We start from the raw sequence: 23,355 nt of genomic DNA, 5'->3' as shown, positions 1-23,355 counted from the left end.
GTAAGAGATTTTCAATCGATGAAAATTTAAGAAAAATTAAGAGTGAAAGGATTCGATGGCTTCTTCTGTGGATTCGAAGATTTGGATTACAGATGAAATTTTTGAGATTCTAAAAATTTGGCGGATAGTTTTTGAAACGTTTACAATTCTTAAACCCCCTCCTAATTCTGTGAGTTTGTCATTGAGTGACATGATGAGTCCAAACCCAGAGGAGTCGATAAAACTGACCCCTTCCAAATCAAAGATAAATCGATGTTCGGATTGGGACGCAGATTCTTTGATCCTTTCTTTGAGAATGCCGGCATTTAACATATCTAAGTTGCCAAACAATTTAAGGACTACAATTCCGTTAGATTTAGATTCTGTATATTCCATCGAATCGCTTAGAGAATAGCCAATTTAAAAATTTGGTCAATAGTTTAATTCACAAACTTATCCCATTTTTCATCCACAGAAATGGTCCGTAAAATCCGCCAGATCAGTTTGGATCCATTCTCTGAATTGGTCATAATGACCACTCCGTATCCCTTTTCAGCATTAAAAATGGCCAAGGACTTATGTCCCTTTGTATGCCCTCCATGGAAAAAATACTCTGTTTTTCCGGTCCGGTTCAGAAAAAATCCATGGGCAACAAGTGCATGAACGGTTAAATTTGCTGCACTCATTTTGGGTGAAAGTAGGTATTCTGCTGATTCTTTACTTAAGAATTCAGAACGACCTTGTTTGGCTTTTGCCACTTCATTAAAAACTGTTCCAATGTCTTCTGGAGTTGTCCATAAACCACCAGATGAAAGTTCAGGAGTTACGAATTTTTTTTCAGGTAAAATCTTTCCAAGTTCATCATAACCATCACATTTATCATCTTTTTCTGTTAAATTTTGACGAAACGTACTTCGTTTCAAATGTAATGGATTGAATACATAATCCTCCATCAAAGTGGGAAACGGTTCTCCTGTTCGTTCTGTTAAAATTTCTTGGACAATACTATACCCACCACCCGAATAACGAGACTTTGTTCCAGGTCTATAATAAAGTTTGAGACCGTTTCCTTTTGAAACATTAGTATCCTTTAAATCTTTCAGGTGTTTTTTGCCAGAGTTAATTGGATCATCCCAATTCCCTTTTTCAGTTAAACCACTTGTATGTGATAAGAGTAAATCTAAATTCACTATACTTCTTTTTTTGCCCTTTGGAACGGACACTTTGTACTGTTTTAGTTTGTTAATCCAATTGGAATATAAATCTAACTGCCCCGATTCAACTAAACGTAAAGTTGCAGTTGCTGTCATAGTTTTGGACAATGATCCCGCGCGAAAAAGTGTCTGTTGGGTTTTTGTTCCATACATCTTTTTCCATTGTAAGTTATAATTTTTATAAACAGCAATACCAAGAGATGGAACTTTCTCTTCTTTCATAAAATCTTCAATGTACAATTCATTTGCAGAGTTTGTCTTTTTTCTAAGATTTAATTTTTTAGCACTGAAAATAATTTCTGTTAAGGTTGACTTGATTGAAGACAAATCACCTTTACTTGCTCCAAAAGGGCTAACTATGGTGATAAAAATTCTACTTTTTAAGTCATGATAGATGAAATTGGAAACTCCATTTTTTTTCCCATAAGCCCAGTAAAAATAATCTCCAACATAAACTCCTTCTCCGAATGCAATTGGATCTTCTGATATAACATCCGTAAGAACAGTTCTTTTGATGAGAGATTCTTTTGCTTCTTTGGAAATTCCTCTATTGGTACGAATTGCTTCGGAAAATATTTTTAAGTCTTCAGGGGTACTTAAGACACCACTGTTGCCAAGGAGTAGGTCGTTTGGATCCACTTGAGAATGTGTCATTTCCAAAGGTTCAAGAATTTCTTTTTTCACAACATTTGCGTAAGGTTGATTGGTGACAAACTCAATGAGATATGCCAAAAATAAATAATCCAATCGACTGTACTTCCAATACTCACCTGGTGCAAAGTTAGGTTTAAAATTAGATTCTAAAAATGACCTTTTGATATCATCACGTTTTAAGTTTGATCTTTCCGAGTCAAAATTGGGCATAAACTCGATGATTTTTGGAAGGCCAGATGTATGACGTAACAAATGTTCAATTGTGATCTTCGGGTTTGGAAACCATTTAAGGTATTTTTGAATGGGATCAGCAATGTTTATTTTTTTTTCCTCTGCCAATCGATGGATTAAATAAGTAGTGAATAATTTGGAAGATTCACCTAACGGAAAAGCACGTTTTTGAAAAAGTTGTGAACGTTTTCTGCGTTTTCCTGAATAAATAGTTTCTCGGAATAAAACTGTATCATCCTGAGAGATAAGGACCACCCCTTGGAATCCTTCCTGTTTGATTTTTTTGCGGATTTTTTCTTTGGTTTCTTCTGAGAAAGATCCAATCCCATCTTCTGAACAGTTCAATACAAATACACTGAACAAAAGATAGGTAACGATTCGAAACATCATAGGAATTGGAAAAATTTAATTTCTATGAATTAGACTTGGGTGATAACCTTCCGGAGCTTCAAATCCTAATAAATCCATCATGGTTGCGGCTACGTTTGCAAGACCTGATTCCTTTAAATTTGGTTCGAGTTGGATTTTACCTTTTGGATCATATAGTACAAATTGTACGGGATTGAGGGTATGACTCGTTTTGGGAACTGGTTTGCCATCTTTTGTCGTTTGAGCATTTCCTTTTTTGTCCAATTGGTACATCTCATCAGCATTACCATGGTCTGCTGTGATACATAAAACCGTATTTGTTTCATCACAAATTTTTTTGATTCGGTCCAAACAAACATCTAGGTATTCCAATCCTTTGATTGTTGCATCCATATTTCCAGTATGTCCGACCATATCGCCATTGGCATAATTAACTCGAAGGAATGGAAACTTATGAGAAGTGAGAGCAAGAACTAAATTGTCAGTGATCTCTTTTGCTTTCATTTCAGGTTTTTGGTCAAAAGGGATGATATCAGATTTCACTTCTTCATATGTTTCTAAGTTTTGATTGAAGTAACCAGATCGGTTCCCATTCCAAAAAAAAGTTACGTGGCCAAATTTTTGTGTTTCAGATAAAGCATATTGTGCTATTCCTTCATTGGCAAAGTATTCGCCCATTGTGCGGTCGATAGTTGGTGGAGCAACTAAGTATTGTTTGGGGATGAATAGATCTCCATCATACTGCATCATTCCTGCAAATTCTACTTTTGGAAATCGTTTGCGGTTGAGAAGTGGTAGATTTTCTTCTGTAAATGCTCTTGAAATTTCTATGGCTCTGTCACCTCTGAAGTTAAAAAATACAACAGAGTCGTTGTCTAAAATTTTTCCCACAGGGTTACCACTTCCATCACCAATCACAAATCCAGGAAGGTATTGGTCGATCACAGATGGATTTTCAGTGCGGAAAGTTTCGATCGCTTCTTTTGCAGAAGAGAAAATCCGTCCGTCTCCTTCCACATGGTGTTTCCATCCCCTTTCAATCATGGACCAATCTGCATCATACCTGTCCATGGTTAACTCCATCCGACCACCACCAGATGCAATTAATATGTCTATGCCTGATTTTCTATGGGAATCCAAATAGGTTTCAAATGGGATCAGGTAGTCTAACGCTGATTTTTCGGGAACATCTCTTCCATCTAATAGAATATGTAATCTTATTTTTTTTATATTTTGTTTGATAGCATTGTCGATGAGTGCTTTTAAGTGATCAATATGGCTATGAACGTTTCCATCAGAGAAAAGTCCGATAAAATGAAATGTGGACTCTTTGTTTAAACAATTGGAGACAATTTTTTTCCAGATAGGTCCATTGAACAAACTTCCATTTTCAATGGATAAAGAAACAAGTTTTGCCCCTTGGTCAAAGATACGTCCGGAACCAAGTACATTGTGACCCACTTCTGAGTTTCCCATGTCTTCGTCACTGGGCATACCAACGGCTGTCCCGTGAGCTTTAAGTAATACAGTTGGGTGGTTTTTCCAAAGTCCTTTTAAAACTGGCATATTTGCTTTTGCAACGGCATTCCCATTTTCAAATCCTTTTTCTGTGTAACCCACTCCATCGAGTACGATGAGTAAAACTTGTTTGGTCAATGCACCTTGTGGATGTTTCTTTAGAGTTAACATAAATTAGATTCCCCTGTCTTTTTCCATTTTGAAAATTAGGGAAGATTTTGCAACTGGAAGATGTCGAATGGAGTTAACTCCACGGAACTAGGAATCGGGTTTAGTAAAACATTTCCAATGTTCGTGTCATAAACATAAATCCCAGGTCTCGTAAAATCAGTGGAACCCACAAGTAGTTTTCCTTCGTTTGTGAGTAACAAACCCGATAAACTAATTCCAATATTTCCTGGAATTTGCAATAGAGTTCCTAGTTTCTCACCTGTGCGAGGGCGAAAAACTTGGATGGTTTTGTTAAATCCTGCATCTAGAACGGACGCATAACCATACTCTTCATTTTTAATCTGAAACGATAGGATATCACCGCCAGCTGTTTCTTCCGCAAACAAACGGTTTGGATGAAACTGTCGTGTGCTCAATCGGAACGCAATGATACCTGCATCAATTTGCGAAATGAAACCAACTCTTCCTACACATGAAAATACTAAATGTGGTTCTCCGAATAAAAATACTTTTTGGATTTTTGAACTTGGATTACGATAGGGAAGTGTATACACTGCTTTGATTTGATTTAAATCCATATCCACTTCTACTAAATAGGAATCGGAGTTAGGAGGAAGGTATCCTGAGACATCGTTTCGATCAAGTCGTTGCAGTAAAACAAACAAACTCGAACCTTCTTGGATCATATAGGAAGCTTCTACGGAACTATCTGGAATTCCTGATGTGGAAAACGTTTCACGAAGAGATGTAAATGATACACTTCCAGTTTTGATTCCTGAAGAGCGGTTATAAATGACAAGTTCGTCTGCATTGTATAAGCTGATAAAATATTTATCATTCCAAACAGCTATATCTTGGGGGTTTTTACCTTGTCCCACACTAAACTCTTGTTCGGTGAGAAATCCGAATTGAGGATTTAAAACTTGGATCGAATCACGATTCAATCGATTGACGATAAAAACTCGGTCATTTGTGTATCTGCCAACTGCATCCGAATGAATGGGAATGGAAGTCGGAAATGTAGTAAATGAATTTGGTTCGAAAGTTTTGAACCTTCCACCACTTGCAAAATCGGAAGTGACAACGCCAACAGAAGTCGGGGATGCAGATAAAAACAAAAATTGGAATAAATTTGGTTTTTCAATTTCTAACTGGCTACACTGCACAAATAGAAAAAGTATAGTTGGGATGTTAACTAAGTGTTTCCAATTTCCGGATGAACTTTGAACTTTCATTAGAATCGATAACTCCCTGTCACATAATAACTGCGACCCGGTAATGGATAACCAACCAAATCTTCTACACGTTTGTCTGTAAGGTTTCTCACTTCAAAACTTAAAATCAATTCATTTCCAGTTTCTTTATTTTTGAATGGTGAATACTGAACATATAGATTCCAAAATTGGCGCGCTGGTAAATAACCCAAATATTCATTAGTTCTGTCTCGGAAATTTGCCCCAATGTATTGGTATTCAATTCCCAATTCCGATTTTTCATTAAAAAAAGCGAGTAAGGCACTCCCTTGGCTTTTGGAACGAAGTGGAAGGTATTTTCCATTTAACGCAGGTGATTCGGAGTAATTTTTTGCATCTTGGTAAGTATAATTTAAGTTAAACTTAATTCCCTTTTTCCAGATGATGTTTTGATTTGTATCAACACCACGAATAAAAGCTTGGTCGACGTTTTCTGGGCGTAAAGTAAACTGAGAGTTTGGCAAAAACAAAATCATATCATAAATTCGTTTTTGAAAATAAGAGATATCGGACTGGATTTTCCAATTGGAATCAATTTTTGAATTAAGGTAAAATCCGACATCACCATTTCGACTTTGTTCCGGTTTAAGTTTTGTGTTTCCTACAATACTTCCTCTTTCACCGAATAACTCTAAAAAGCTGGGAATCCTGAAGTCCTTGCTGATATTAGCAAGTGATCCAAATTCCAAATTTTCTTTTTTGATCCAAATGAATTTGATTCCGAAACTTGGATTGGTGAAGTTTTGTCTGACATAAAAAACATCAGAAGTAGGATCCAGAAGTTGGTTTCTTATACTTGTTTCGTCTTTTCCAAAACGATCGGTGTATCGTTCAAAACGTACTTGTGGGACTAAAAACAATCGGTTCGATAAAAGACGGATTTCATCTTGGAAGGTGAAACTTTGGGTATCTCTTCTTTTTTTAGGTTCCTTACGTTCTGTTTCGTGATTTGAACGTTTTTCGTATCGGGTAAAAAACTCTTGTTCTGTTTGGATCGATGTTCGTAAAACTTGATAATAATCTAACAAGTACAAAGTGGGTGAGATTTGAAATCCATATTGGTTTGTTTTTGTAAAAGCATCAGGTGTTCCAAAACTAAATTCTGATTTTGGATCAAACAAATCATCTTTTGCAAAATTCCCATAGGTTTTGGTTTCCAATGTCAAATTTGTTAATAAAAATTCATTCGTTTCTGTCGTAATTGCTGAGGATAATTTACTAAATACCCTACCAACCGAAGTGGTTTGTCGATTGCCTGGACCGGGTAACCCTTGTTTTCTGTGGATATAATCATTTAAAAAATTAATTTTTGTTTTACCAACTTCAAATGATACATTACCAGTGAAGCCAGTTTTCCGAAACTGTGCATTTCTCCTTTCATCGATGGTATCATCATAGGTATTGAATAAAACAGTTCCTTTGTTATTTAAGTAAGCAAAGTTTTGGTCTGAAGTTTCCTGTAATGCCTGGATAAAATAAGAGCCACTTGAGAATTGGTCCATATGAGTTACAGTTGCCTTTGCCGTTTTAAAACTGCCTCCCATCAAATTCACACGAGTGATTGGTTTATCAATTTTAGTCTTGGAAACTAAGTTGATGCTACCACCAATGGCTGACCCAGAAAAACCAGCCGGTGTTCCTGATTTGTAGATTTCAATTTTTTCCAAATTATCAAAGGGTAAGTCTGCAAGATTGATTTCACCACCTAACGAGTTATTGATTGGAACTCCATTCCAATACACTTTTGATTGGTTTGGATTTGTGCCACGTAGGGAAAGTGTCGAATAGGAACCGAGCCCACCGTATTGGCGAATTCTGACTCCAGCTTCTCGATTCAAAATATCAGGAAGACTCATATAGCGAGTGTTTGTTGATTCGAGATTAATCTCTTTCTGAAAGCCAGTTGGGTTTTTACTAAAATTTGTATTTTTAGAGGCGGATTCTACATTTGCTTTGATCTCAACTGTTTCTGGCTCTTTGGAAGGAGAAGATTGTGAAAATAGAAAATTTGGTCCGAGGAACAAACAAACGAGCAAAAATAAATTGAATTTGGAAATCATGAAGCCGTTTTTTCTCGGTACTTAGCCAAACTGGAATAGGAAAATTGAGTGTCAATTCCCTAAAGGAAAAAAGCATTGTACCCATGAGACATTACGACGTATTCGGCGTAGGAAACGCCCTGGTAGATATCATTGCATTCATCGACCCAAACTTTTTAGAAAAACAAAATATCACGAAGGGAGTGATGACCTTAGTTGACGAAACGAGACAAGGTCAAATTCTTGCCGACCTCCATAATGAAAAAAAGGAACTTCGCTCTGGTGGAAGTGCTGCCAATACTATGATCGCTATCGCCAATTCAGGTGGGACTTGTTGTTATACTGGCAAAGTCACACATGATACATATGGTGAATTTTATAAAAAAGATATGGAAGATGCGGGAGTTTTATTTGAAACCACTCCTGACAAAAATGGACACACTGGTACTTGTGTTGTTCTCACCACTCCAGATGCAGAACGAACTATGCTTACGAATCTAGCCATTTCGACATCTCTTGGACCAAATGACATCGATGTGGAAAACTTAAAAAAAAGTAAGTTTGTTTATGTAGAAGGTTATTTATGGGATGGGGATTCTACAAAAAAAGCAAGTGAACTCACGATGAAACTTGCAAAAGAAAACAATATCAAAGTTTCATTTACTTATAGTGATCCATTTTGTGTAAATCGTTCTCGCGATGAATTTATTCACCTAACCAAAGAATATGTTGATGTAGTTTTTTGTAATTCGGAAGAAGGACTCGCTTTGAGTGGAGCAAAAACTCCAGAGGAAGCCGTACAATTTGTATCCAAACTTTGCCCACTCGTTTTTATGACTGCTGGAAAAGACGGAGCTTATGTAGCAGAAAATGGGAAAATTACTTTGGTTCCAGGATTTCCTGTCAAACCGATTGATACAACTGGAGCAGGAGATGCTTTTGCTGCGGGAGTTTTGTATGGACTCACACAAGGTTATTCAGCACAAAAATCAGCAAGATGGGGCAATTATGTTGCTTCGCGAATTGTTTGTGAAGTAGGTCCAAGGTTATCTGTAAGACTTATGGGTAGACAAGATGAAATTTTAGCAGGGTTCCAAGACAAATAAGGGATCAATTTATTTTTTGTGAAAGTCCATCCATAAGGTTTGGATTTTATCTGCAATTTCAAGAGGGGCAAATGGTTTTTCAATCACACCAATGCCCCCTCTTTTTTGGTATTCCAATATTTCATTCTTCAACACACGTGATGTGATAAATGCAACTGGAATCTCTTTTGTTTCTGGAAAAATTTTTAATTCTTCAATCAGTTCCATTCCATTCATTCCAGGCATCAGTACATCAAGTAAAATTAAATCAGGTTGTAGGATAATGGCTTTTTGTAATCCTTCGGGGCCAGTTTTTGCAAAACTCACTTCGTAACTTGAGTTAAATGCCAATGCAATTCTAAGAATTTCAACAATGTCTTCTTCATCTTCTACGATTAATACATGTTTTAAATTAGGAAGAGTCATTGGTCAAATCCTGCAGGAATTTGTCCTGGTTTTACGATGGGTAACTCAATCGTGAAAACAGTTCCAGTATCATCTGATAAAAAATAAATGGTTCCTTTCATGGCTTCGACAAACCCTTTTGTAATCGATAATCCAAGTCCAGATCCACCAACGAGTTTGTCTTTTGGAGGTGCACCTTGTGCAAATCGATGAAACAATCTAGGAGCAAAATTTGGATCGATACCAGGTCCATTGTCTTTGATGAGAATTTTTACCTTTGTGTCATCTGAATGCACTGAGATAGACACTTCCGAAAATTTAGGTGTGTATTTTACTGCATTGGAAATCAAATTGGTGATGCAGTGATTTAATCGGTCTTCATCGACATAAACAGTTGTTTGTGGAAAGTTAGAATCAAAGTTTAATAAAACATGGTATTGTTCCGCAAATGTGCGCATACCATCCACTGAAGTTTGTAGGATTTCTTTTAATGAATAGGTTCTAAATTTAAAATTGATATTCCCTGAATCTAAGGCTTCTATATCAAGTAAATCCGTAACAAAACGAACAAGTCTTTGTGTGTTTTTCCTACAGATATTGAGTAAGGACTTGGTTTGGTTGGAAACTTCTCCGGCAACTCCTGCAAGTAACAAATCAATCGATCCTTTGATGGAAGTAAGTGGAGTTCTCAGTTCATGACTTACCAAACTGATAAATTCATTTTTTAATGCTTCTGCTTTTTTTCGTTCCGTGATATTACGAATGATAGCAAGTGCGTCCACATCTCCTGCTTTGGTAAAACGTGCTTCAAAACATTTTTCACCATCAGAATCATGAATGGAATATTCAACCGTTTTGGTTTCTCCTAAATCAATGACTTGTTCCAATATAGAACGGATTTCTACTAATTTGTTTTCAGGGAAAATTTCGCTTATGTCCGAATAACGAAGGTTTGTTTCTTTGTTTTTACAATCCCAACCTGTAAAATGAGGGAATTCTTTATGATTAATCGTTTTTCCATTCCTATGAATCCCATACAAAGAATCAGGTAAGGCATTTAAAATGGTTTTGTTTTTGGTGATGATTTGGCTAAATTCATCTTTTGCATTTTTGGCGTGTGTGACTTCTGTCGCGATGATGATTGTGAAATTTTCCTGCGGGAAAACTTGCATATCATACCATCCCATTCCATCAAAGTATGTTTCTTCTGAGCGAAAGGTTTTTTTTTCTTCAATCGCCTCCATGAGATGTGTTCCGAATTCGAGGGTTTTTAAAACTGGAAATAAATTCCAAATGTTCTGCCCTAACATTTCTTCAGCGGATTTGCCTGCCATTTCTTCCGCTTTGGCGTTGACATAGGTATAATTTCCTTCTCTGTCTAAGACAAACACCGAATTCGTACGTGTTTCTAGGATTTTGTCAAAGTATTGTGGGACAAAATTGTGCCAATTTTGGCCTAGAAGTTGCTTTGCATCAAAAAAGCTCTCTTCATCCTTGAAAAAGCTTTTGATTTTTTCTAGAAATTCATTCATAGGTGCAGGTATACGAAAACTAAACCAAAGTTATGATACAAGTCAGCAATTTATCCAAATTTTACGGCGAAAAACGAGCCATCTCAGGGCTCAATTTTAAATTAGAGAAAGGTGAGATTGTGGGTCTCCTCGGTTTGAATGGAGCGGGAAAAACCACAACAATTCGTATCCTCACAGGGTATTTGATCCCAAGTGCGGGGGATGCCTCCATCGATGGTAAGTCTATCTTTGACTTTCCATTGGAAGCAAAACAAAAGATCGGTTATTTACCAGAAACTCCGCCACTGTATGAGGATATGACGATATCCGAATACCTCCAATTTGTAGGTAGGATCAAAAAAATCGATGAACCAAAATTAACTTTAGAGATGGAGAAGGTGATTGAAAAAACAAACCTGAGCCATGTAAAGGACAAACTCATTGGAACCTTATCCCTTGGGTACCGCAAACGAGTAGGAATTGCGCAAGCCATCTTAGGGGATCCCGAGATTGTCATCATGGATGAACCTATCTCTGGTCTCGATCCAAAACAAATTGTCGAAATAAGAAGTCTTATCCGAAGTTTGGCGGGAAGTCACACTGTTCTTATCTCCAGTCATATTTTGACAGAGATTTATAAAACCTGTGATAAATTTTTGTTCCTTCACAAAGGAAGTTTAAAACAAGAACTTTCTCTAACTAGATTAGAGGAAGAGATGAACCGTCTTGCGGGTTGGGAAGTGGGACTATCTGGGAAACCAAAAGAAGAACTAAACCAATTTATGAAGTCTGTCCTTTCAGATACTGATCATTATAATGAAATGGGAACAAACAAAGAAGAAGAAATGTTTTTAGTCCGCACAACAAATCCAAAACAATTCAAAGAGTCTTTGTTTTCGAAAGCATTGTCTCTTGGGATTCAAATTGAATCTTTAAAAAAACAAGATGTGTCACTTGAGCAAATTTTTATGGAGAAAATATGAACTGGCAAACGGCTGTTTGGATCTATAAAAAAGAATTAAAATTATTTTTTGGAACTTATATGGGTCCACTTGTGTTAGGTGGAACTGCTTTTTTGAATGCATTATTCGTGATGATTCTCAATTTTAATGGAACTGCCAATTATGAAATTGCAACTTACATCACTTTTATTTCATTTATGACAACCATCTTAATTGCCATGGTGATCATTTCCATGGGTTCCATCGTGGAAGAAAAAAATAAAGGAACTCTTGAGTTACTATTCACTTCTCCCATTACGGATCTAGAAATTGTCTTCGGTAAATTTATGTTTGGTGTTACTGTTTGTGGTATCATAACAGTTTTCATCAATGGACTTTTTCCGCTTTTACTTTATGCGTTTTGGAAGGCGCCATTTTATATGGTCGCATCGGGAAGTGTAGGAGTATTTTTACTTGGTGTTTTTACATTCGCGATTGGAATGTTTGGTTCTAGTCTTGGCAAAAACCAAATGATCTCACTCCTAATCTCAGTGCTCATCATTTTGACACTTTGGGTAGTGGGTTATTTCTCACATTTGTTCCAAGCTACTACAAGAAAGGTTTTATTCCATTTGCATATATTTTCCCACTTCGCTGCGTTTGCCAAAGGTGTTTTGCCTTTGACGGGGATTGTATTTTTCTTAAGTGGAACTTTCCTATTTTTATACTTAACCGTAAAGGTCCTGGAATCCAGGAGATGGAGAGGTTAGATCATGTTATTATCAGCTGATAGAGTTTTACCGTTTGTAAGTTTAGTTTCTCTTTTCGCCTATTTCTTGTTTGATGGAATGGTGGTAGATCCAAAACGAAAAATCATCTTTTTGGGTGTAGTATTTTTATTTTTGGCATCGGACACTATCGTTCGTGCGTTTTCAAAAGGGATCAGAAAAGAAGACCAAAACCGATACATAGCTGCCGTATTTGGAATTGCTGCCTTTTTGTTATCTGTTTTACGTGATTTTTTAGATTTAAAACCTATTGTTGGTTTTAATGAAGAAGTGAGCGCCATTCCCAAAGTCAGAGAATTCTTATTGTTATGTGTGGTTCTTTTTTCTTTGGTTTTCCTTTTACAAATCATCCTTCTTGAGATTGGCAAATCATCACTGGAAGCACAAAGTAATTTAGCAAAATCCAAAAGTTCCTTATTACAAAATGCAGTCTTAGGATTTTTGTTTGTATTACCGATTCTTGTGGCAGTCAATTTTTTTGCGATCAAACGGAATTATAATTTTGATTTGAGTAGCCAAGGGAAGTTTTCTCTTTCCCAAATTTCAAGAAACCTTATCAAACCAATCACTCAAGATGTTACAATTACAGCCTTTTACCCAAGGCCTCTCGAAGCCGATGGGCCAGCAAATGGAGATAAATTAGCGGCTTTTGCCTTAACACGCGTAAGACCGGACATTGAGATTTTACTCGACCAAATTAAGTCCGAAAATACTCACATTACAGTCCAATTCATCAATGCGGATGTGGAAATTGATTTATTAAAAGAATTTGGACAAGTTTCCAATGGAACCATTTTTGTTCGTTCTAAAAAACAATCAGTATTAACTTCTGCCATTCCTTTTGCAGAAGAAAGGGTAATCGCGAAGGAACCAAAGGATCTAGAAGACTTGGAACGTAAGTTAGTTGGTGCTCTTCTCAATGTCACAACCGAACAAAAAAAAGTTTATTTCACTGTTGCCAATGGGGAACGATATGGAATGGCTTTTCGAGCACTTCCAAACGAACAGGTAAATCGATTTGTATCTGCTTTACAGTTCTTAAATTTTAAAGTGGCCGAACTTGGATTTGCACAAGGTTGGCCTTCTAAACTTCCAGAAGATGCTGATATGCTTGTGATCCTTGGTCCAACAGTTCCCTTTTCGAAAGAAGCAAGAGATGAAATCACCAAGTATGTTTTAGAAAAAAATGGAAAAATTCTCATCACTATGGAACCAAAAGGGAGTGAGGACTTTGCCTGGTTATTACAATCAGCTGGTTTAAAGTTTAATGTTTCACCAATGATTGAAAGGGAAGAAAAACCTGGATTTATTGTTGCAAAACGTTTCCCTGAAAATCCAATCACAGAACTTTTACAAAAAAAAGATATGGGAATTTTGTTTCCTTACAGTGGTTATTTGGAATCCGAACCTAACGCACCAACCCCATTTGTTTGGAAATCAGCTACGTTACTTGAATCTGGTTTTGATGCCTACCAAGACCTAAACAAAAATGGTAAAATGGATGCAAACGAAAAGAAGGAAAGTAAAATCCTCTCTGTAGTCTTGTCTCCCATGTCACTCACAGGAGAAAAGTCAGGAAAAATCATTCTGCACACAGGAACTAGTTGGCTTACGGATCAATTCATTCCTTATGTGATGAACTCGCAATTTTCAACAGTTTCGATCACTGGTTTATTCCAAGATAATATTGTCGCTGAGATTCCATTAAAAAAAGAAGAAGTGGATACCATTTCATTATCCGACAATCAAAAGTTAGTTGCTTGGGTCATTGGAGTATTTCTATTCCCAGGATTCATTTTGGCAGTTGGGTCTTACTTTGTCTACACAAGGCGTAAACATTCTTTATTAGAAGTATGAAACAAAAAATCAGTTTAGTTCTTATCGCATTTATTGGGTTATTCCTCCTGTTTTATTTAATGGAGGACCATCCAGAAAATATTTCTGAAACCAATTATTGGAAAGAAGATTGGAAATCGATCCAATACAATCCACCAAAGTCCGATTGGTGTGGAAACTTGGTTCCTAGTTTTGCCGAATTCCCAATGGTGTTTCGAAAGATTTCACGTGGGTGGAATGAACCAGCTTTGTATACAGTCACAACGCTTGTGAATGGAAACAAAGTTGCGTATGAAGGGAATTACAATGTGAAAAATAGTTTTTCCGAACTCAGTGTTCTCAAAACAAAACTCATCGAATCGTCTTCACAAGAAATCAAAAAAACATACTGTTTGGGTGAGTTTTCTCCTTCTCTGTCATTGTCCGAAGAAAATGGAGCAGATATAAAATTTCAACCTAGTAAACAGTTGTTATTCGGAAAGAAGATAGGTGCTGAGGAAGGAAGAATTGCGGTTTTAGTCAATGATGAGATCATTGCTCCTTACCAATACATCATTGAAAAATTCAGAACACCCGTTTCGAATTTTAGAGAAAAAATGTATGTCACCATGAGTGAAGGTTATATCCAAGAGCTCAAATTCATTGGACAAGGGATCACTGTCCAAGTCGAAAACAGAGCCAAAAAAAACCAATACAATGTATTTGTAAATGAATGGAGTCGCACCACTGGGGAACGGATTGTATTACCTCCAGATGTAGGGAACCAATGGGAATCGGTTGTAAAAGGTTTAAAAGTAGAATTTTATCCTGACGAAGTTGGGGCTCCCAAGTTTCCGAGTTTGACTGAAACAACAAACCCAGAAGCCGTCCTAGAGATTACCATTTCTGGTGGGAACAAAATCCGATTGTCTCTTTTCCCTGTTTGGGAATCCGAACAAGGAAGGTGGCGGCCAGTCCAAAGGCAGTTTCCTCCCTATTTCGATGAGTCCATTACTTGGATGAAAGAAGAATCCTTCCAAAATTTAGTGAATGCAGTCATGAAAGTGAAAAGTGCTTCCCGATACGAGCGTCCCAACCAGAAAATCCAATAAGGTGCAAAAAGTTTCAACCATCACACAACGGATGCAACTCATCCGTGATTTGTTTTATTCCCCAATGTCTGCTTTTGAATCGTATTACCACAAAGCAGATTTGGGGGGGCGTGACCTATGGTTTGCTCATTTGCAGTTGATGTTACTTGCACCGTTTGCAAAGTTTCTTGGCAACTGCATCCAAATTCTGATTTTTAAAGTTTCATTTGTGGAAGAGGAGACAAGAATCACTTATACCCAAGGGGTTGGAACTGTTTTCTTTTTTTACCTTGGATTCTATTTTGTCATTCGGCTTGTGGATAGTTTTCGGATGTACCACCAAATGCGCGATCGTACAAAAGATTGGGAGGGACCGGAACCTCATGTTTTTATCATATCCTTTTTGGCATTTACTGCTACATCAATCTTTTGGATTTTTCCAGCACCAATCCCCTTATTTATGTTAGCTGTTGGTTTCCTATATTCTTTACATTTGTCTTATTTTTATTTATCAATTCGAAGGACTTGGAGTTCTTTTGATTTTTTGTTTTTTTTAATGAAAGTAGTCTTATTCTTTTTGGTTCTACTTTCGATTCCTTTATTCCTTTATAACCTCATTAGGACGGTACTCTTTTGAAGATATTTTTGGTTGGAATTGGCGGAATTGCTATGGGCAATTTAGCATATATGCTCAAACAACAAGGTCATGATGTTTCTGGTTCAGACCAAAACCTATACCCACCAATGTCAGACAAATTAGAGGAGTGGGGTCTTTCACCTAAATCAGGTTATCGCAAAGAGAATGTGAAAGGGGCAGACCTTGTCATCATCGGAAATGCCATCTCACGTGGGAATCCTGAAGTAGAAGAAGTATTAAACACAGGGATTGAATACATGAGTATGGCAGAAGCCATCGGGCATTTTTTTCTGAAAGGGAAAAAGCCAATTGTGATTTCTGGGACTCATGGCAAAACCACTACCACTTTTCTCACACATTGGATTTTAGAATCCATTGGTCTAAAACCCGGCCTCTTTGTAGGTGGAATCCGTAAAGATGGATTCCCTGGATTTGCTCTCGGAGAGGGTGATTATTTTGTCATCGAAGGGGATGAATATGATTCCGCTTTCTTTGATAAAAGTTCCAAGTTTTTACACTATAGACCATATTACCTTGTGATGAATGCACTTGACTTTGATCATGCTGATATTTTTGCCAATTTGGATGCGATTAAAGTCATGTTCAAACGGTTGTTAAACTTAGTGCCTAGTCGTGGAAAGGTTTTTTATTGGAAAGGTTCCAAAAATTTAAGTGAAATTACAAAAGATTACCAACATGCACCTGTCGAAACTTTTGAGTTAGGTGATAAAAATTCTATTTTTAAATATGAAAAAGGAATTTTAACAGAGATCCGCACTAAATCCAAATTAAAACCATCTCTGATAGGATCACATAACTACCGAAATGTGGAAGTAGCTGTGCGTGTTTGTTTGGAAATTGCTCCTCAAAAACGAAAAGAAATTTTGGAAGCAGTAGAAACATTCCCTGGTGTCAAACGTAGACAAGAAAACCTATATGTGTCCTACATGAGTTTACTTGTGGAAGACTTTGCCCACCACCCTGTTGCCATTCAGGAAACCATCAAAGCACATAAAGAAGCCTATCCAGGTTACAAAATCATTTCTCTTTTTGAACCAAGAAGTGCAACATCCCACAGAAATGTGTTCCAAGAAGATTTTGCCAAATGTTTCAAAGGAAGTGATGTGAGTATTGTCACCGAAGTTTACCAAGTGGACAAAGTGAGTAAGTCTCTTCGCCTCAATGTGAAAAAATTGGTAAAGGACATTAAAACCAATACTAAAAAAGAGTCTGTTTACGCTCCATCTCCTAAAGACATTCCTTCTCTTTTGAAAAAGATCTTACCAAAATACAAAAAAGACAAAGTCATCATTCTTGCCATGTCCAATGGTGCGTTTGGTGGAATTTATTCTGAACTAAAATCCTTAATGGAATCACGAGAATCAATATGAGCCTATCCCAAGAAATCGCATCACTCGTCAAAGAGGCTGAAACTGTATTAAGTTCTGCAACCAATGAACAAGAGTTAGATGCATTTAAAAACCAGTTTCTCGGTAAAAAGGGAAAACTTACCTCTGTCCTCAAAGGCCTTGCTTCTCTTTCCGTGGAAGAAAAAAAGACAGTTGGAAAAGAAGCAAACGAAGCACAAACACGTCTCGAATCCTTTGTAGAAACCAAACGAATTTCCCTCAAAGAAAGTTTTTACGAGAACCAATTGGGAAAGGAATTTTTTGATACACTCCGCCCACTTCCGAAAAAAGAAAGAGGGAGTTTACATCCCATTTCCCAAATCCAATACGAGATCGAAGACATCTTTACTTCCATGGGTTTTTCTGTGATGGATGGACCCGAAGTGGAAACGGATGAAAACAATTTTGGTGCCTTAAATTTTACGGACGACCACCCAGCACGTGATATGCAAGATACGTTTTATACGGTGGATGGCAATTTGCTAAGGACACATACGTCAGCCATCCAAGTGCGTGCCCTACGAAAACTAAAACCACCTTTCCGTATCATTGCACCTGGTCGTGTGTTTCGGTATGAAGAAGTGGACGCCTCACATGAAAATACCTTCTACCAAGTGGAAGGGATGGTGGTAGGAGAAAACATTTCGGTTGCTCATTTGATTTATACAATGGAAACACTTCTCTCTCGTGTGTTCCGTAAGGAAATCAAAACAAGACTCCGCCCAGGATACTTTCCATTTGTGGAACCTGGGTTTGAACTCGATATCAATTGCCTTGTTTGTAATGGAGATGGGTGTAGTGTTTGCAAACAATCGGGATGGCTTGAACTTCTACCCTGTGGGCTTGTGCATCCGAATGTGTTAGAAGCCGCTGGCCTAGATTCCAAAAAATGGACAGGATTTGCCTTTGGACTGGGACTTGACCGATTGGTGATGATGCGGTACGGAATCCATGACATACGTTATTTCCAATCGGGGAACTTACGTTTTTTGAAACAGTTTTAGATTATAAAGTTTCGATTCCAATCGTATGGAATTGTGTGAAGCCCATTCCATCAGATTCAATCCGTAAGCGACTACGAAAACCAGTGAAGGACAAACAATCCTCACTGGTTTTTTTGAATGTATCTTTTAAAAAAATCCCTCTTAGTTTCAATTTTATAAAAAAAATTGAATCAAAACGTTTTTAACGGAATTTTTGGCCAGTTTTACCGTAAATTACGTTCTGACCCACCATCATCTCGTTTGGCGTTTATTGACAACTTACAAACTCTGAAAATCCTTGGTGTATATTAGGAACCATTTTCTGCTTTAATGATTTCTAATATTCTATTGATACAGTTAAATGAAAAACATTATTATTAAACTCATCATATCTCTCAATCTGATCAATTGTAACATCAATCAAAATGATGAAAAAAAAGATAAGGATCTATTTAATACATTACTTGTGACTAGCTCGATTGCAAAAAATCCTTATCTGCAAATTCATAACCAACTTGATGCAGACACAACAGTTAAGGTATATTCAAACGATCAGTGTAACGACAACACCCAAAGTATAGCTGGACTTCCTTCTGTTTACTCATTTGGAACGGTTCGATCCAATACTAGATCAACTAAAATAAATGTTCCTATGGTTGAAGCAAACATCCAAATAAGGCAGCCGGTCCAATTCTACGTGCAGACGAATGGGGGAAGTTGTTTATTCGGTGGCACGGCATACATTGGCACAGTTGCTTATCCTGTTGGGATCATTTATAATTTAGAAAAATTCAATAGTGGTTTCATCGTAACACAGTCATTGGTTTCTGGTTTTTATTCAGAACCATAAATAAGCGAAATCGCCACCATGAGGTTAGGTGGTGGCTTTTTCTTTCTAAATTACATCTTGCTTATCACACCACCACCGCTTGGATTTTTCCATCGATCATTTGGAATTCCACTTTGGTTTTTCCCAGCGCCAATTCCTCTTTGGATACGATCTCTTTTCCTTCTTTGTCATAAAGATTGGTGAGAACCATTTCTCCATTGTCTTTTGTGGAACAGACGATGAGATACGGTGGTTTTTTTTCTCCGCCTGGATTGAAGTAAATCGTTGTTGCAGAAAGAATGGTGGCTTTTTCCTTTTCCTTTGGACTTGGAACATTCACTTCTAACGGTTTTAAGCTCATCGGTTCTTTTGGTGTTTTTTCCATTTTCTCTTTGGAAAAAAGGATCACAGAGTTGATGCTATCAATTCCACCATTCCCTCCAAGCAAACTCACCTTAGGTGGTTCACTTAACACATTCGGCAGAGGATGGACAGAAAGTCCGTATTGGCTACAAACATCCACAAGTCCTGTTGCCCCGGAAAGTGCCATGGCTGCTTGGTAATTTAAAATCCCACCACCTAAATTGATCGGGATTTCTTTGGTTCCATTCGAGATTTTCCCTTGGCGAAGGGCAGTAGCCGTTTCTTTTGGAGACACTCCAAAATACCAGGAAGCTTCATGGATGATCATCCCTGTAAAACAATCATAAATCCACGCATATTCAATCTCTGATCGATTGATTCCACTCGAAGCGACAGCTCTCTCACAAGCAAGGCCCGCTGGACTTTTTAAATCCTTCTTTTGGATCAGGTATTCGGCATGGGCACTATGTCCAGAACCAATCACATAGATGTGTTTGGCATCGGATTTAATTACTTTCTTTTCGATTAACTTCTGTTTCATGGCTTCAGAAGTAATGAGGGTTGCAAATCCATGATCCGTGACTATGGCAATCATCGGTGTGCTATAAACACCCGAAAGTGGTTTTTTAAGTTGTTTCTCCACCAATGGTTTTTGGAATTGGAAGGCACGAGGATTGGTTTCCGCTAATGATCGAAAGTGTTTTGTGATCTCTTCTAAGTCATCACTTGTCACACCAGTATCAAACATCATTCGTTCACATAACAGTGAATAGAGACCAATGAGTGTAGCTCCATACGGCATCTCCCAATCTTTATGGCAAACAGTCGCTGTGAGTCGTTTCAGATCGGATACCTGTTTGAATACTGACTTTGGAATATCAGCCGCTGCTACAAGTACAACAGCATAGGGATTGGCTTTTACAATGGTATGTGCTTGTTGGATCGCACCACCCACACTTGCCCCACCGAGGTCCACCGTATGGCAGGCAAGACCTCCAAATCCCATATCGTTTGCATCTTTGATCGTAAACCCATACCCTTCTCTACCGAGGGATTGGGCTTCAACAGAAACAAAATCAGTGAGATAGGGTTTAAGTTTTTCTCTGTCGGTTCCTAAGAATCCAAACAGTTTGTCTACTGAGTTAAAAAGTAAGGAATGGTATTTCTCGAGGGGAGTTAGGTTTTTATAAACTTCCGCATCAAATTCTGATTCAATTGTGTCGCTGACACCAAGTAAAATAGGGTCCATGAAGCCACATATGAATCAACCTTCGATATTCATCAACGCATTCATTCGAAAATCTTGTATGATTTGTTTGCATCGTTCAGTGATACGGTTCAAACTTTCTCCAAACTTTTTGCCGTTGTATGCATTAAAGGAATTCGGGTATTCTTTTTCATTCACTTGGACAATCATATCTGGATTAATTCTGTTTTTGGCAGTCAGATCTTGCACAGCCACAATGATATTCTTTAGGGCAATACATCCGTCTTTTAAAAGATTTTGGGATGCCTTTTCAATCACGATAGCGTTGCCATTGGCATCTAACAAGGTTTTCATGAACTCTTGCATTTTCATGGAAGGTAGTCCTCGGCGTGTGAGTCCAATTCGTTCCACTTGTAAAACTGCATCTTGTAAATGTGTGTATTCAGGTGTTCCCTTAAAAATATAAATGAGGACAGGGAGTTCGATTTCTGTAAAATCCAACATAGCACCGTAAAAATAACGAGTTTCTACTTTTGCCAAAGGATGGAAGTCCACCTTTTTGTATTTGGCCAATTTCTCAATTGATTCATCCATAATGCGATTGAGTGTTTGGGCTTTTGCAGCTTCTTTTTTGGCCGCAAGTTCTTGGAATTTTGATTTGAGTTGTTCTAAAAAGGTAACTTCTTCTGTGAGAAATTTTGAAATGTTTCCACGAAGTTTCAATACTTGTAAGTATCGTTGTTCAAAACCAGTTTGGTCAAAAGCTTTGGGATTGAGTTTTCCATGTTCTCTATATTCTGATCGTATTTTTTCTAATATGGCTTTTGTTTCTGCTTCTGACAGTTCTTTCATTTCGATTGTTTCCAGTGTTCAATTTCCAAAATGGTTTTGTCTAAATCCTGTGCAAAATAAAGAGACGCGTTCTTTGCATCCACATACATCAACTGGTTTGCATACTGTAATTGTTTGACTTGAATTTCATTTTTGAGATTCAATATATTCAATAACTGCAAACTCAATTTTTTAAGATCTTTGATGATCGAATCTGTATGCCTTTGCATTTCAAACAAGTGAAGGTTGTTTAATTTTTCTTTATCAGATTCGATTAATTTCATCTCTTCGCGTTTTTCCACAGGTGCTTTGGAAATGTAATAGGTAATTGGACGAGGATAAGAGGTCATTTCTTTATGCAGATCGATCATTTTATCGATGGCTTCAAATACGGTTGCTTCCATTTCTCTGGAAAAATTCCCTACAATATTTTTATTCTCGGAAGGATCTCCAGTGAGCTCAAAAATACGAGAGGATTGTAAGTTGCGAATGATGGCAGTGATTCTTTCTCTGTAAGTGGCAATGATTTTTAAAAAATCATCAATTCGTTGTTGAGCTGTTTTTTCCCCTGACCCTTCTTCGAGTCTGGTGTTTGCATTGATTTGAGTGTGGTCGATCTCTTCCTCTGGTTTTGGAGGTTCGGGTGTATTTAAAAGCCCATCGTGAGAGAGAGTTTCTTCTGGCTTCGGAGGTTCTTCCCCATCAAAGATATCCAAATCGACATCCTCACGCATCAGATTTTCTTCAACGACTGGAGAAAGTTTGTCTTTGGAAATCTCGATTGGTTTGGAGGTTGTATCAGGTGTGCTTGGTTTTGGGTCTGGTGTGGAAATTAATTTCCCTAAAATTGGATTGGCACGAAGGTCCTCTGAGATGATGGGTGGAGGGGTTGGTTGGGTCTGGTTCCCTGGTTTTGCCTCATTTGGTGCTCCTTCTCCTTTGGAATTTGTTGTCTGGTGGTGAGGGACAAGCTCAAAATGATTTCCTACTAGTTTTAGGATCTCAATCCTACGGATTTCCTTGTTGAATCTTAGGGCATAACGATTGTTATCTTTGTCAATATAACGTTGTTGGATCTGTGAAATGGATAATTTAAGAGGGTCGATATCTGAAATCGAATCAATTTTTATATAATGATATTTTGATTTTTCAGGAGTCACAATCGCAAAATTTCCAACAAAGCTTCTGTGAAAGCATATGAGAGTAACACGTTCGGGTCAACTTCCTTCTCCCTAGAAATCATACTTAATGTAAAAAAATCATACCGCGATAATTCCAACCTCTCATAATGCCCCATCTCACCTTTAGGAAAGACCCCAGGTTCCAAACCCTCTAACTTTAAGGATAAGATAGCCATTTTTATGACAAGGCCTAAGTCTAAGCGGCGTTCTTTCAAAATTTTATAGAGTTCGGAATCAATCCAGATCAGTGCAGAAAACATACAAACCTCTTAGGAAGGAGGTTCGAACCGGGGGATTTGGTTCTCATTTTTTTCTCTTTCGCCTTGACCGTCAGAGTGGTACTCAAAAGATAAGTAAAAATTCCTCATAGGGGACATTCCTTGGCTAATTTAAAATCATCTAAAAAAGACATCCGTAGAACTGCTCGTAGAAAAGAGCGAAATGGGGAAGACCGTAGTGAATTACGCACTTACGCACGCCTTCTCATTAAAGCCATTAAGTCTGGCGACAAAACGGAAGCATTGTCTGTATTTTCAAAACTTTCTTCCAAATTGGACCGTGCAGCGAAAACAAAACTCATCCATAAAAAAAATGCAGATCGTAAGAAATCTCGTATGGCCCTTCGCATCAATTCAATTGAGGCAAAAGCCGCCTAACATTCGCTTTTAGCACCTTGGAATGAGGCCACCATAGTGTGGCCTTTTTTATTTCTATTTCTCATTTACAGAATTCGAACACCTAGTTTACTGGTCATAACAACGGGCGATTAGCTCAGCTGGGAGAGCAGCTGCCTTACAAGCAGCGGGTCGGCAGTTCAATCCTGTCATCGCCCAAACCGTTTACCTCACACT

At 37.7% G+C, this 23,355-nt stretch carries 21 protein-coding genes and 1 tRNA gene; 11 read left to right on the top strand and 11 right to left on the bottom strand.

Annotated features, from left to right (window positions below):
* Nucleotides 1–36: 36 nt before the first annotated feature.
* Genes DI076_RS11380 through DI076_RS11360 form a run of 5 tightly spaced genes read right to left on the bottom strand, consistent with a single transcriptional unit; the run spans nucleotide 37 to nucleotide 7,449 of the window.
* Complete coding sequence (locus DI076_RS11380; RefSeq protein ID WP_100715784.1) at nucleotides 37–375, bottom strand: STAS domain-containing protein; 339 nt, start codon at nucleotides 373–375, stop codon at nucleotides 37–39.
* A 44-nt stretch (nucleotides 376–419) separates the two neighbouring features.
* Nucleotides 420–2,468, bottom strand: coding sequence for a serine hydrolase domain-containing protein (locus tag DI076_RS11375; RefSeq protein WP_108959975.1), 2,049 nt, complete (start codon nucleotides 2,466–2,468; stop codon nucleotides 420–422).
* A 15-nt stretch (nucleotides 2,469–2,483) separates the two neighbouring features.
* Nucleotides 2,484–4,136, bottom strand: coding sequence for a 2,3-bisphosphoglycerate-independent phosphoglycerate mutase (gene gpmI, locus DI076_RS11370; protein WP_108959974.1), 1,653 nt, complete (start codon nucleotides 4,134–4,136; stop codon nucleotides 2,484–2,486).
* A 35-nt stretch (nucleotides 4,137–4,171) separates the two neighbouring features.
* Nucleotides 4,172–5,371 (bottom strand): hypothetical protein, encoded by a 1,200-nt coding sequence (locus DI076_RS11365; RefSeq protein ID WP_245918394.1) that lies wholly within the window; start codon nucleotides 5,369–5,371, stop codon nucleotides 4,172–4,174.
* On the bottom strand, nucleotides 5,371–7,449 hold the full coding sequence (locus DI076_RS11360) for a TonB-dependent receptor plug domain-containing protein (protein WP_108959973.1): 2,079 nt from the start codon (nucleotides 7,447–7,449) through the stop codon (nucleotides 5,371–5,373). Before DI076_RS11360 ends, DI076_RS11365 begins: the two co-directional genes overlap by 1 nt.
* 83 nt (nucleotides 7,450–7,532) lie before the next feature.
* Here DI076_RS11360 and DI076_RS11355 point away from each other — a divergent pair, with 83 nt between their 5' ends.
* Nucleotides 7,533–8,534 carry an adenosine kinase gene (locus DI076_RS11355; protein WP_167396527.1) on the top strand — a complete coding sequence of 334 codons (1,002 nt, stop codon included), beginning with the start codon at nucleotides 7,533–7,535 and terminating at the stop codon, nucleotides 8,532–8,534.
* A 9-nt stretch (nucleotides 8,535–8,543) separates the two neighbouring features.
* Here the strand turns inward: DI076_RS11355 and DI076_RS11350 are convergent, their stop codons facing one another.
* Nucleotides 8,544–8,939 carry a response regulator gene (locus DI076_RS11350; protein ID WP_108959972.1) on the bottom strand — a complete coding sequence of 132 codons (396 nt, stop codon included), beginning with the start codon at nucleotides 8,937–8,939 and terminating at the stop codon, nucleotides 8,544–8,546.
* Nucleotides 8,936–10,450 carry a PAS domain-containing sensor histidine kinase gene (locus tag DI076_RS11345; RefSeq protein ID WP_108959971.1) on the bottom strand — a complete coding sequence of 505 codons (1,515 nt, stop codon included), beginning with the start codon at nucleotides 10,448–10,450 and terminating at the stop codon, nucleotides 8,936–8,938. The genes DI076_RS11350 and DI076_RS11345 overlap by 4 nt, the downstream gene beginning before the upstream one ends.
* A gap of 32 nt (nucleotides 10,451–10,482) precedes the next feature.
* Between DI076_RS11345 and DI076_RS11340 the strand changes: the two genes are divergently transcribed.
* The 8 genes from DI076_RS11340 (at nucleotide 10,483) to DI076_RS11305 (ending at nucleotide 18,943) form a co-directional block, all read left to right on the top strand.
* Nucleotides 10,483–11,412: an ABC transporter ATP-binding protein gene (locus tag DI076_RS11340; protein WP_108959970.1), complete on the top strand. Its 930-nt coding sequence runs from the start codon at nucleotides 10,483–10,485 to the stop codon at nucleotides 11,410–11,412.
* Nucleotides 11,409–12,140 (top strand): ABC transporter permease, encoded by a 732-nt coding sequence (locus DI076_RS11335; protein WP_108959969.1) that lies wholly within the window; start codon nucleotides 11,409–11,411, stop codon nucleotides 12,138–12,140. The genes DI076_RS11340 and DI076_RS11335 overlap by 4 nt, the downstream gene beginning before the upstream one ends.
* A 3-nt stretch (nucleotides 12,141–12,143) precedes the next feature.
* Complete coding sequence (locus tag DI076_RS11330) at nucleotides 12,144–14,015, top strand: motility-associated ABC transporter substrate-binding family protein (protein WP_108959968.1); 1,872 nt, start codon at nucleotides 12,144–12,146, stop codon at nucleotides 14,013–14,015.
* Complete coding sequence (locus DI076_RS11325) at nucleotides 14,012–15,085, top strand: hypothetical protein (protein WP_108959967.1); 1,074 nt, start codon at nucleotides 14,012–14,014, stop codon at nucleotides 15,083–15,085. Before DI076_RS11330 ends, DI076_RS11325 begins: the two co-directional genes overlap by 4 nt.
* A gap of 1 nt (nucleotide 15,086) precedes the next feature.
* Nucleotides 15,087–15,701 (top strand): hypothetical protein, encoded by a 615-nt coding sequence (locus DI076_RS11320; protein WP_108959966.1) that lies wholly within the window; start codon nucleotides 15,087–15,089, stop codon nucleotides 15,699–15,701.
* Nucleotides 15,698–17,092 (top strand): UDP-N-acetylmuramate--L-alanine ligase, encoded by a 1,395-nt coding sequence (locus DI076_RS11315; protein ID WP_108959965.1) that lies wholly within the window; start codon nucleotides 15,698–15,700, stop codon nucleotides 17,090–17,092. The genes DI076_RS11320 and DI076_RS11315 overlap by 4 nt, the downstream gene beginning before the upstream one ends.
* On the top strand, nucleotides 17,089–18,114 hold the full coding sequence (pheS, locus tag DI076_RS11310) for a phenylalanine--tRNA ligase subunit alpha (protein WP_108959964.1): 1,026 nt from the start codon (nucleotides 17,089–17,091) through the stop codon (nucleotides 18,112–18,114). Before DI076_RS11315 ends, pheS begins: the two co-directional genes overlap by 4 nt.
* A 340-nt stretch (nucleotides 18,115–18,454) precedes the next feature.
* Nucleotides 18,455–18,943: a hypothetical protein gene (locus DI076_RS11305; protein WP_108959963.1), complete on the top strand. Its 489-nt coding sequence runs from the start codon at nucleotides 18,455–18,457 to the stop codon at nucleotides 18,941–18,943.
* A 64-nt stretch (nucleotides 18,944–19,007) separates the two neighbouring features.
* On the opposite strand, the gene DI076_RS11300 is transcribed toward DI076_RS11305, so the two are convergent.
* Genes DI076_RS11300 through DI076_RS11285 form a run of 4 tightly spaced genes read right to left on the bottom strand, consistent with a single transcriptional unit; the run spans nucleotide 19,008 to nucleotide 22,764 of the window.
* Nucleotides 19,008–20,534, bottom strand: a complete 1,527-nt coding sequence (locus DI076_RS11300; RefSeq protein ID WP_108959962.1) for a thiolase C-terminal domain-containing protein — start codon at nucleotides 20,532–20,534, stop codon at nucleotides 19,008–19,010.
* Nucleotides 20,535–20,549: 15 nt separating this feature from the next.
* A complete protein-coding gene (locus DI076_RS11295; protein WP_108959961.1) occupies nucleotides 20,550–21,344 on the bottom strand; it encodes a hypothetical protein in 795 nt (264 codons plus the stop codon).
* The gene (locus DI076_RS11290) at nucleotides 21,341–22,483 is read right to left on the bottom strand and encodes an LIC_10450 family protein (protein WP_108959960.1); all 1,143 of its coding nucleotides are present in this window, start codon (nucleotides 22,481–22,483) and stop codon (nucleotides 21,341–21,343) included. Before DI076_RS11290 ends, DI076_RS11295 begins: the two co-directional genes overlap by 4 nt.
* A complete protein-coding gene (locus DI076_RS11285; protein ID WP_108959959.1) occupies nucleotides 22,480–22,764 on the bottom strand; it encodes a hypothetical protein in 285 nt (94 codons plus the stop codon). The genes DI076_RS11290 and DI076_RS11285 overlap by 4 nt, the downstream gene beginning before the upstream one ends.
* A 120-nt stretch (nucleotides 22,765–22,884) precedes the next feature.
* On the opposite strand from DI076_RS11285, the gene rpsT reads away from it, so the two are divergent.
* Both rpsT and DI076_RS11275 read left to right on the top strand, forming a co-directional pair.
* The gene (rpsT, locus tag DI076_RS11280) at nucleotides 22,885–23,160 is read left to right on the top strand and encodes a 30S ribosomal protein S20 (protein WP_100715767.1); all 276 of its coding nucleotides are present in this window, start codon (nucleotides 22,885–22,887) and stop codon (nucleotides 23,158–23,160) included.
* A 104-nt stretch (nucleotides 23,161–23,264) separates the two neighbouring features.
* Nucleotides 23,265–23,337 (top strand) — tRNA-Val (locus DI076_RS11275).
* Nucleotides 23,338–23,355 lie beyond the last annotated feature (18 nt).

This window comes from Leptospira ellinghausenii (assembly GCF_003114815.1).
Lineage (GTDB): Bacteria > Spirochaetota > Leptospiria > Leptospirales > Leptospiraceae > Leptospira_A > Leptospira_A ellinghausenii.
Note: the sequence above shows the minus strand (reverse complement) of the source record. Positions and strands in the feature narration are given on the sequence as shown.